Consider the following 9,887-nt stretch of genomic DNA (forward strand, 5'->3'; position numbering starts at 1 on the left):
GCCACCTCATCGCCGCCACCTCATCGCCGTCTCCGCCGCCGCAGCTCGGAGATCCGCATCAGCGAGCGCACCAGGTCGTCGTCCGTGCGCACCGGGTAGAGGTCCACGCCGGCCCGCCGCGCCCTCGCCTCGAGGTCCGCCTGTCGCGCCTCCGCGGCCGCCGCCAGCCGCGCCCGGAAACCGACGTCGCTCGTGTCGACGAAGATCTGCTCGCCCGTCTCGGCGTCCTCGACGTAGATCGCGCCCGCGTCGGGCAGCTCGCTCTCGCGCGGGTCGACCACCTGGATCGCGACCACCTCGTGCCGCCGCGCCAGCCGTGACAGCGGCGCCTCCCATCCGTCCACCGCGATGAAGTCCGACACGACCAGCAGCAGCGAGCGCCTCCGCGCGATTCCGTATGCCGCCGCGAGCAGCACCCCGAGGTCCGTGACCGTCCCCGGGCGGGCTGGGTCTCCAGCCGGCACCCGGCGACCCAGCACGCGGCGAACTCCACGACGAAGGAGCGACCCGCCTTCCTCCCGGTTCGTGGCCTTTCGACGGTTCAAGGACGAGGAGCCGAGGTCGGCGCGGGCTTCGCGGCGGTCGAGGAGGGCCTTGGCGATACGCAGCACCTGGTTTCGACCCGACGCGGGCGGGATCACCAGCTCGACGCCGACGTCCATCACGACAGCCCCGACCCGGCTGCCGCCACGGGTCAGCACGTGCGCGAGCGTCGTCGCGATCTCGGCGAGCACGAGGTCCTTCTGCCGGTCGACCGGGCCGAAACCCATCGATGCCGAGTGGTCCAGCAGCAGCCAGGCCGTCAGCTCGCGGTCCTCGATGAAGTCGCGCACATAGGGCTCGTCGAGTCGGGCGGTGACGTTCCACTCGATGTGGCGCACGTCGTCGCCCGGCACGTACTCGCGCAGATCGGTGAAGTCGAGTCCCGTGCCGCGGAAGAGCGTCCGGTAGTCGCCCTGCAGCCGCCCGTCGAGCCGCCGCACGACCTGCCACTCGAGGCGGCGGAGCAGGCTCTCGGCCGTCAGCGGGGCGGTCTGGCCCATGTCGCATCACCGCCCACACCCGCCGGCTGCCGCAGCGGCACCGTCGGCGCGGGCACCGCCTCGAGCAGCGGCGTCAGCAGGTCGTCGGCCGACAGCTCCTCGGCAAGCGCCTCGTAGGACAGCACGATCCGGTGCCGCAGCACGTCGCGCGCGAGGTCGCGCACGTCCTCGGGCAGCGCGTAGTCGCGCCCCCGCAGGAAGGCCAGCGCCCGAGCCGCCAGCACGAGGTTGATCGACGCCCGGGGACTCGCGCCGTACGTCAGCAACCGCGCCAGGTCGTCCCGCCCGACGCTGGCAGGCTCGCGGGTCGCGGTGGCCAGCCGGACGGCGTACTCGATCACCGCAGGGTCGACGTAGACGGCGTCCGCGTCGCGCTGGAAGCCGCGCAGGAGCTCCGGGTCGAGCACCTGCACGGTCGTCACCGCCGCCGCGATCTGCCGCTCGACGACGACGAACTCCTCGGCTGCAGAGGGATATCCGATGAGGACCTTGAGCATGAAACGGTCCACCTGCGCCTCGGGCAGCGCATACGTGCCCTCCGACTCGATGGGGTTCTGGGTCGCCATGACGAGGAACGGGTCGGGCGCCGGGTAGGTCTCGCGCCCGATCGTCACCTGCCGCTCCTGCATGACCTCGAGCAGCGCGCTCTGCACCTTCGCCGGCGCGCGGTTGATCTCGTCGGCGAGCACGAGGTTGGCGAAGACCGGCCCGAGCGAGACCTGGAACTCGCCGTCCTTCTGGTTGTAGATCCGGGTCCCGACGAGGTCGGCCGGCACGAGGTCGGGTGTGAACTGGATGCGCTGGAAGTCGCCGCCGATCGCCTGCGCGAGCGTCTTGACCGCCATCGTCTTGGCCAGCCCCGGCACCCCCTCGACGAGCAGGTGCCCGCGCGCGAGCAGCGCCACGAGCATCCGCTCGACGAGCACGTCCTGCCCGACGATCGTGCGCTTCACCTCGTAGAGCGCCTGCTCCAGCGCGGCCCGAACCTGCGGCCCCTGCTGACCGGCGGGTGCCTGTCCGTCCATGCCGTCCTCCTCCTGCCGGTGGCGGGTCACGTCGTCGTGACCGCTTGCGTATGCCGTGTGCTGACCGTCCGGGTTACGGGACGCCCGTGCCAGCGGGCCTCCTAGCGGGGCGGGCTGCCCGCCGCCCCTCCCGGCGTCTCAATCGGGACCGCGAAGCCGATGCCGACGAAGAGCCTCTGGTCCGTGGGGTTGGCCAGGCCCGTGACGATGCCGACGACCTGACCGGCCTTGTTGAGCAAAGGCCCGCCGGAGTTGCCGGGGTTGACCGCGGCGTCGATCTGGATGAGGTGCTCGAGCTTGCGCTTGCCCTCCACGGTCACCGTCCGGTCGAGCGCGGAGACCACTCCGGCCGAGAGCGAGTCGACCAGCCCGAGCGGGTGGCCGACGGCAAAGACCGGCGCCCCGACCGGCACCGGGCTGCCGAGCACGGCCGGTACGACGGTGTCGGGCAGCCTCGCCGGCAGGAGCGTCGCGGTGTCGCTCTCCGGCTTCTGGGTCGCGATCCGAGCCGGGGAGACGGTGCCGTCGGCGAAGGTGACGGTGATCGCGGTCGACCCGCCGACGACGTGCAGCGCCGTGAGCACCGTCCCGTCGGCGTTGACGACCACGCCGGCGCCGGTGCCCGCCTCCTGGCGGCCGCCGACCGTGTCGCGTGTCTGGATGAGCACGAGGGACGGGCTGATGACCGCGTGCGCGACCGACCCGTCGGCCGGCCTCGCGGCGTCCGCCTCGGCCTGCTTCTCGATGCCGCGCTTGACGCTCACGTCGACGTCGCGCTGCGTGAGGACGGGTGGGCCGGGAGGACGCGTGACGGCATACGACGTCGTCGCCGCCACCACGATGACGAGGGCCGCGACGAGCCACGAGACGCGACGGGGGAGACCGGCCAACCGGGCCCGGACGCGCTCGGAGCGGGTCGGCGGAGGGGGAGGCTGCTCGGGCTGCGGGGCCGGGGCGCGGAGAGGCATCCCGGCGCCAGGGGCGGCGGTGTCGACCTCTGGGAGAGCGGTGACCCGTGCCACCTTCTCGACTGTACGTTCGGATCGTTCCGAGCGTGGGCGGGCTGTCAAGTCTTCACAGGAATCGCGGAAGCGAGGACCGGCCGCCTCGACGAGGGGTAGATAAGGGGGTATGCCGACCGTCGCGAAGCTCGTGAGCCGGCGCCTCACGCAACAGCGCGACGTGCTGCGCACCGCCGAGGCGACCGTGCGTGACGGCAAGCCGACGGGGGTGCACGACCTCCGGGTCGCGATGCGCAGGATCCGGTCCCTGCTGGCCACCTACCGTCCGTTCCTCGACACCTCCGTCACGGAGCCCATGCGCGACGAGCTGAAGGCGGCGTCGGCCCGGCTCGGGCAGTCGCGCGACGCGGAGGTCGCCACCGACAGCACCGACGAGCTGCTCGACGACGCCTGGCTGACGGGCGTCGGGAGCCTCGGCGGCCCGGCCGGGCTCAGCGTGCTCGACGGCATCGGCGGCCTCGACGGGGAGGCGGTCACCGGCCTTCGCGCGCGCCTGCGTCTCGACGAGGTGGCTGCCGACGACGTGGTCGAGGAGACCCTCGACTCCGACTGGTACGCCGGACTCGTCACCGCCCTCGACGAGATGGTCGCCCACCCACCGGTGACCGCCAAGGCGCGGCGGCGCGCGCGACCCGTGGCTCGCAAGCGGGTCCGCCACGAGGGCCGCCGCTTCGTCGACCGGGTGGCCGCCGCACGGGTCCCCGTGGATGCCACCGACCCGGACGCGCCGCCCGACGAGGACGAGCACGCCGCCCGGCTGCACGAGGTGCGCAAGGCGGCCAAGCGACTGCGCTACGCCGCAGAGACCGCCGCCCCGGTCAGCGGCAAGGGCATCGCCCGGGTGGGTGCGGGGGCCAAGAGCGTGCAGTCGGCCCTCGGCCTGCACCAGGACGCCGTCACGACCCGGGCCACCCTGCGCCACCTCGCGCTCGACGAGGACGTCGGTGAGGCCGCGGCCTTCCTGCTCGGCCACCTCGACGCCGACGAGCACCGCATCATGGCCAAGCTCGAGAAGGAGGCGTGGCGCGCCGTCGACGATCTCGAGAAGCTGCTCGCCTCTCGGCTCTGAGCCGGTGTCCAGCGGGTGGTGAGTCAGGCGAGGATCAGGCGCGGCACGGACTGGTCGGGGTGCGGCTCGTCGCCCAGCTCCTGCTGCGCCAGCCACATCCGGGCCTCCAGCTCATCGCGCACCTGGGCGTACCCCGGGTCGTCGGCGACGTTGACGAGCTCCTCGGGGTCGGCCTCGAGGTCGTAGAGCTCCCACTCCTGCGCGAATCGCCGGTCCGAGCAGCCCGGAAGCCCGAGCCCGTCGTTGTAGAAGAAGATGAGCGTGTAGCGGTGCGTCCGGTAGCCGTAGTGCGCCCCGACCCGGTGGCTGCGATCGTCGTGCATCCAGTAGCGGTAGTAGAAGCCCTCGGCCTCGCGGTCGCGTCGACTATCTGCGCCAGCTGGATCGATGAGGTCGCGCCAGAACGACCGGCCCTGCATCCGCTCCGGCACCTCTACCCCGGCCGCCTCGAGCAGGGTCGCGGCGATGTCGACGTTCGTGACGATGCGGTCGAGCCCCTGCCCGGCCGCGACGGCCCGCGGGTAGGAGAGCACGAACGGCATCCGGATCGACTCCTCGTACATGAAGCGCTTGTCGAACCAGCCGTGGTCGCCCAGGAAGAAGCCCTGGTCGGAGGAGTAGATGACGATCGTGTCGTCGAGCTCGCCGCGCCCACGCAGCCAGTCGGTGATGCGCCCGACGTTGTCATCGACCGAGGCGACGCACGCGAGGTAGTCCTCCATGTAGCGCTGGTACTTCCACAGCGCCTCCTCGTCGGCGGACAGTCCGTGCGGCACCGGCTGCTTGAGGTCCTCGGCCGTGAGGTGGTCGGCGACGCGCATCGCCGCGCGACGAGCCGTGTCGGAGCGCCCGGCGAGGTCGTCGGTGAACGTCGCGGGCACCGGGATCGGCGTGCCGCCGAGAGGCCCGCCCTCGGCGTACAACCCCTCGTGGGCGGCGTCGGGCTCCCACGGTCGGTGCGGCGCCTTGTGCCAGACGAGCACGCACCACGGGTCATCACCCTCCAGCGACTCGACCCAGTCCAGCGCGAGGTCGGTGATGAGATCGGTCGCGTAGCCCTGCTCCACGCGTAGCCCGTCGGCGGACAGGAAACGCGGGTCGTGGTACTCGCCCTGGTCGATGAGGGCGTCCCACCGGTCGAAGCCGTGCGGGTCGTGGCCGACGCCGTCGCTCGAGCCGTCGCCGAACCCATGCCCCATGTGCCACTTGCCGACGAACGCCGTGCGGTAGCCCGCCTCGCGCAGTGCCGTGACGAAGGTCGGCTGCGACGCGTCGATGAACGTGTCGAGGGTCGTGACGCCGTTGACGTGGCTGTAGGTGCCGGTGAGGATCGATGCCCGGCTCGGCGAGCACAGTGAGTTCGTCGCGAAGAGGTTGTCGAGGCGTACGCCGGCCGTCGCGATGGCGTCGATGTGCGGCGTGCGGTTGACGACCGAGCCGTAGGTGCCGATGGCGTGCGCGGCGTGGTCGTCGCTCAGCAGGAAGACGATGTTGGGTCGGCGCTCGGTCACCGTCCGGCCGCCCCGGGCCGGTGGGCGTCGTGGTCGTCCAGCCCGTCGAGGGCCCGGAGCAGCCCGTCCCGCCCCTGCCGGAGGTGGTGCAGCAGGTCCTCCGTGATGCCCGGGCCGCTCGTCGTGCTCGTCGTTGAAGTCACGTCGACCACGCTAGACGTGACCGCCGACCGCCGTGAGGTATGCCGTTTGGCCGGCGCTCAGGGCGTCGCGCCTTCCAGCCCCCCGGCGTCGCGTCGGGCTGCGGCCGGCGAGCCGGGTGTCGGGGCGAACCGCCAGATCAGGCCCTGCTGCCCGAAGGTCCACGCATTGTTGAAGAGCCAGTAGACGACGAGCCCGGCCGGGACGAAGGCTGCCGCCGCGAGCACCCCCACGGCCCCGAGCCACGGCATCAGCCGCTGGACCGTCGCTGTCCCCTCGGGCAGGTCGGTGGTATCGGTCATCGGCAGCACGAACCAGCGCTGGGTGAGCAGGCTGAGCACCGCCGCAGCGACGGCGACCGCCACCAGGAGCAGTCCGGCCGGGACGTTCGACGCCAGGGTCGCACCGAGGTGGCTGGTGAGGTGCAGGCCGGCGACCGACGCGGCGGACGCCGACGCGACGAGCCCGGCGTCGAGAGCGCCGACCGCGTGCCCGGCCGTCAGGTCGGAGACGACGCGGTAGAGCGCGTAGAAGAGCGGCAGCTGCAGCAGCATCGGTGCGAGGCTCCACCTCGAGACGCCGTGCTCTGCATGGATCGCCTTCCGCTCCACGCGCAGGGCGGCCAGCTGCTCGAGGTCGCGGCTGCCGGCATACCGCTGGCGGAGCTCACGCAGCTGGGGCGCGGCGTGGGCGCGGGCGTGCGACGAGCGCACCCCGTGGATCGTCGTGGGCAGCAGAAGGGTGCGGACGGCGACGACGAGCAGCAGCACGGCGAGCAGCCAGGCGCCGCCAGACCCTGGGCTCAGGCCGAGCGCGCCGCCGACGTCGTGGGTGCCCGCGAGGACGGCGGCGACGGCTTGGGTCAGTGGGGACAGCAGGGCAGGCAGGAGGTCGGACATGGGTGAGCTCCTCGGCTCGGCCCGTCGAGGGCCGGTTCAGGTGGGTAGGGGCGTGGCCCGGCCGTCGCGGGTGCGACGAGCGGGGTCAGCGCCGACCCGGAGCCCGAGGTCGCTGGGGGCAGCTCGGCGCCTCGAGGGTGCACCAGTACGCGGTCGACGCAGGCACGGCGCCCGCCACCCCCGACGGGTTGATGCGCACCGGCAGTGGTCGGACGACGTGCTGGCCGGTGGTGGCCAGCGCCGCCGCGAGCACACCGACGGCGGCGGCGGCGAGCACAGCCTGCCCGGCGCTCGCGCCGTCGAGCGACCCCAGGAGGACGAAGACCGTCGCAGCAAGGCCCGCGAGGAGGAGGGCCGCCGCCTGTCCGGAGTTGGAGACGCGCTCGCGCAGGGCGCCCATGCGACGTCTCCTCTCAGCAGCCGGCTGCCAAAGTCCTGAACTCACCTCGAGCGTACGTCACCTCGCCGCGCGTTCACGCGTCGTGGCCTTGATGCTCGGGAAGCGGGGGGTGCGGCAGGTGCGGCCGCCCTATCCTTCGGTCAAGGGGCGTTCGCCCCGGACGGGTGGGGAGGCAGCATGGCTGGAGCCGGCGCGACCCGCAACCGGTTGCTGGACCGCTTCGAGCTGGTGCTGCTGCTCGTGCTCGCGACCATCGCGGTGCAGGGCCTCGTCGACACGACGGGCTCCATGGTCGCCCAGGTGTTCGCGCACGCGATCAGCGGCCTCGCGCTCATCGCCGCAGCGCGGGCCTCCGGGGCCCGCCGTCGCTGGCGCCACGGCGTCGACGTGATCTTCGGCGTGGCTCTGCTGCTGAGCATCGTGACGGTCGTCGTGGGGCGAGGGCCGGTGGTCCAGACGACCGTGCCACCTCAGACGGCGTGGCTGGTCGCGGCGGCCCTCACACCGTTCCTCCTCGCCCGGCGCGTGCTGCAGCACCGCGTCGTGACGGTGCAGACGATCATGGGCTCGGTGGCGGCCTTCCTGCAGATCGCCGTGGCGTACGCGTTCCTCTTCCAGACCATCGACGCCTTCTCGTCCACCCACTTCTTCGGCGAACAGGTCTCCACGACGGTCTACATGTACTTCAGCGTCGTCACCCTCTCGACCGTCGGCTACGGAGACTTCACCGCCGTCACCAATCTCGGCCGGATGGCTGCAGCGAGCGAGGCCGTCGTCGGGCAGGTCTTCCTCGTCACGTTCGTCGCGCTCATCGTGTCGCGCTTCGCGGCTGGTATGCCGCGTGGCTCGCTCGGCGCGTCCCTCGACGACGTTCCCCCCGACACGGACCAGGAAACGAACACGGACACGGACAAGGACGTCGTCTGACCGTCCCGCCTCGCGGGAGACGTGGCGCCCCCCGGCTGCTCAGTCAGTGTTCCGCCCAGCACACCAGTGACGCAGCGTCAGGTCGTCGTGCCCGCCTCGATGCGCTCGCCGACGGAGCGCTCGACGACGATCGCGATGTTCGCCGGCAGCCCGGCGTCGAGGTCGGTCATGAGGCTCGCGACGGGTGGCAGCTCGCCCCGAGCCGTGACGTGGATGGTCGCGGTGAAGCCCTGGTTGTCGACGCCGGTGACCTCCGCGCCGGGCGTGCCCGAGATCCACTGCTGAGCGGCAGTCGTGGCCCGGGCGTCCAGCTGTGAGTAGGCATAGCCCAGAACCGAGTTGACGACGATGGGGACGAGCGCAAGCAGGACGAGCACCCCGAAGGTGACCTTCGTCGACCGAGGGGACCGACCTGCCCGCTGGCCGGCTTCGGTGGTGTAGCCGAGGCTCGTGTAGACGAGGCTGCCGGCGAAGACGAGCGCGAGGAAGTTGGACAGGAAGAGCACGAGGGCCCCCAAGGCAAGGCTCACGGCGCCCTGTCCTAGGCAGATGCCGACGACGCCGAGCGGCGGCACGAGCGAGATCGCGATGGCGACCCCGGGCAGGACGGCGGCGACGTCCCGGCGTGCGAGGGCGATGGCGCCGGCGAATCCCGTCGCGAGGGCGGAGATCAGGTCGACCAGGCGAGGGCTCGTGCGGCTGGAGATCTGGCTGTTGTCCAGGAGCACCGTGGTGCTCGGCACGATGAGGGAGAAGAGGAGCCCTGCGACGATGACGAGCAGGGCGCCGAGCACGACGTACGTGACGGCGCCCATCCGCTCCCGCTTCACGAGCTCGAGTGCCGTCCCCATGATCGGCGTCGAGAGCGGGGCGATGATCATGGCGCCGATGACCGTGGCCGTCGAGTCGGCGATGATCCCCGCGCAGGCGATGCACGACGACAGGACGAGCATCGTCCAGAAGGCGGAGCGCTTGGCCCGGACGTCGCCCTCGTTCAGGTCGAGCTCGGCGGTCAGCTCGTCGAGGGACCGCCGCTGGTTGGTCGGCAGCACCCGAGCCCTCAGTCCGATGTCCATGGCCCCAGTGTGTTGGAGCACCGTCGCAGCTGGTCGGGTTCACGCCAATGTCACGGGGCGCCCTAGCATCCGGGAATGCTCGAGCGAGAGGTCCGCGACGCCACCGCGGCAGACGCGACCGCCTGCGCCGCCATCTACGCGCCCTACGTCACCGACACGGCGGTCACCTTCGAGACTGAGCCGCCGACCGCCGACCAGATGGCGAGCCGGATCGCGACGGCGCAGCGCCTGCATGCGTGGCTCGTGCTCGAGGAGGCGGGGGTCGTCACCGGTTACGCCTACGCCGGGCCGTTCAAGGAGCGGGCGGCGTACCGCTGGTCGTGCGAGGTGTCGGTCTACCTCGACCGCAACCGTCGGGGTAGCGGCCGGGGGCGGGTGCTCTACGAGGCGCTGCTCGCGCGGCTCGCCGAGCGCGGCTACCGGATGGCGGCGGCGGGCATGACCCAGCCCAACGAGGCGAGCGGCCGGCTCCACGCCGCGCTGGGCTTCCAGCTGGTGGGGACCTTCCTGGCGGTCGGGTGGAAGCACGGCTCGTGGCGCGACGTCACGTGGGTCCAGCGGCCGCTGGGCGACGCGTCGACGTCCGACGCCGGGGACCCACCCGAGCCCACCTGAGTTCCGGACCCGTGGCGAGGTGACCCGTAGCAAGGTGACCCGTAGCAAGGTGACCCGTAGCAAAGTGCCCACTCGACGGTGGGGTTCCGGTCGAGTGGGCACCTTGCCTCACGCAGGTCAGTCCGGGTCAGTCTGGGTCAGGCCGGGTGGGGTCAGGGG

At 72.1% G+C, this 9,887-nt stretch carries 11 protein-coding genes; 3 read left to right on the forward strand and 8 right to left on the reverse strand.

Annotation, left to right across the window (positions count from 1 at the left end):
- Positions 1-20: 20 nt before the first annotated feature.
- The 3 genes from AC3WRT_RS16700 to AC3WRT_RS16710 form a co-directional block, all read right to left on the reverse strand.
- Positions 21-1,043, reverse strand: coding sequence for a DUF58 domain-containing protein (locus AC3WRT_RS16700; RefSeq protein WP_492723911.1), 1,023 nt, complete (start codon positions 1,041-1,043; stop codon positions 21-23).
- Positions 1,022-2,068, reverse strand: coding sequence for an AAA family ATPase (locus AC3WRT_RS16705; RefSeq protein ID WP_492723913.1), 1,047 nt, complete (start codon positions 2,066-2,068; stop codon positions 1,022-1,024). Before AC3WRT_RS16705 ends, AC3WRT_RS16700 begins: the two co-directional genes overlap by 22 nt.
- Before the next feature lie 101 nt (positions 2,069-2,169).
- A complete protein-coding gene (locus AC3WRT_RS16710; protein WP_492723914.1) occupies positions 2,170-3,090 on the reverse strand; it encodes a S1C family serine protease in 921 nt (306 codons plus the stop codon).
- A 109-nt stretch (positions 3,091-3,199) separates the two neighbouring features.
- Between AC3WRT_RS16710 and AC3WRT_RS16715 the strand changes: the two genes are divergently transcribed.
- Positions 3,200-4,159 (forward strand): CHAD domain-containing protein, encoded by a 960-nt coding sequence (locus AC3WRT_RS16715; RefSeq protein ID WP_492723916.1) that lies wholly within the window; start codon positions 3,200-3,202, stop codon positions 4,157-4,159.
- A gap of 23 nt (positions 4,160-4,182) precedes the next feature.
- Here the strand turns inward: AC3WRT_RS16715 and AC3WRT_RS16720 are convergent, their stop codons facing one another.
- From AC3WRT_RS16720 to AC3WRT_RS16735, 4 genes are all read right to left on the reverse strand, one after another.
- Positions 4,183-5,670, reverse strand: a complete 1,488-nt coding sequence (locus AC3WRT_RS16720) for a sulfatase family protein (RefSeq protein ID WP_492723918.1) — start codon at positions 5,668-5,670, stop codon at positions 4,183-4,185.
- Positions 5,667-5,813 carry a hypothetical protein gene (locus AC3WRT_RS16725; RefSeq protein WP_492723920.1) on the reverse strand — a complete coding sequence of 49 codons (147 nt, stop codon included), beginning with the start codon at positions 5,811-5,813 and terminating at the stop codon, positions 5,667-5,669. The genes AC3WRT_RS16720 and AC3WRT_RS16725 overlap by 4 nt, the downstream gene beginning before the upstream one ends.
- Positions 5,814-5,870: 57 nt before the next feature.
- Positions 5,871-6,710: a membrane protein insertase YidC gene (gene yidC / locus AC3WRT_RS16730; RefSeq protein ID WP_492723922.1), complete on the reverse strand. Its 840-nt coding sequence runs from the start codon at positions 6,708-6,710 to the stop codon at positions 5,871-5,873.
- An 85-nt stretch (positions 6,711-6,795) separates the two neighbouring features.
- The gene (locus tag AC3WRT_RS16735) at positions 6,796-7,110 is read right to left on the reverse strand and encodes a hypothetical protein (RefSeq protein WP_492723924.1); all 315 of its coding nucleotides are present in this window, start codon (positions 7,108-7,110) and stop codon (positions 6,796-6,798) included.
- A gap of 177 nt (positions 7,111-7,287) precedes the next feature.
- Between AC3WRT_RS16735 and AC3WRT_RS16740 the strand changes: the two genes are divergently transcribed.
- Positions 7,288-8,037, forward strand: a complete 750-nt coding sequence (locus AC3WRT_RS16740) for a potassium channel family protein (RefSeq protein WP_492723925.1) — start codon at positions 7,288-7,290, stop codon at positions 8,035-8,037.
- 77 nt (positions 8,038-8,114) lie between these two features.
- On the opposite strand, the gene AC3WRT_RS16745 is transcribed toward AC3WRT_RS16740, so the two are convergent.
- Positions 8,115-9,113: a TIGR00341 family protein gene (locus AC3WRT_RS16745; RefSeq protein ID WP_492723926.1), complete on the reverse strand. Its 999-nt coding sequence runs from the start codon at positions 9,111-9,113 to the stop codon at positions 8,115-8,117.
- A gap of 75 nt (positions 9,114-9,188) precedes the next feature.
- Between AC3WRT_RS16745 and AC3WRT_RS16750 the strand changes: the two genes are divergently transcribed.
- Positions 9,189-9,728, forward strand: a complete 540-nt coding sequence (locus AC3WRT_RS16750) for a GNAT family N-acetyltransferase (protein WP_492723928.1) — start codon at positions 9,189-9,191, stop codon at positions 9,726-9,728.
- Positions 9,729-9,887: the final 159 nt, after the last annotated feature.

Source organism: Terrabacter sp. FW104-15G4B, assembly GCF_058790095.1.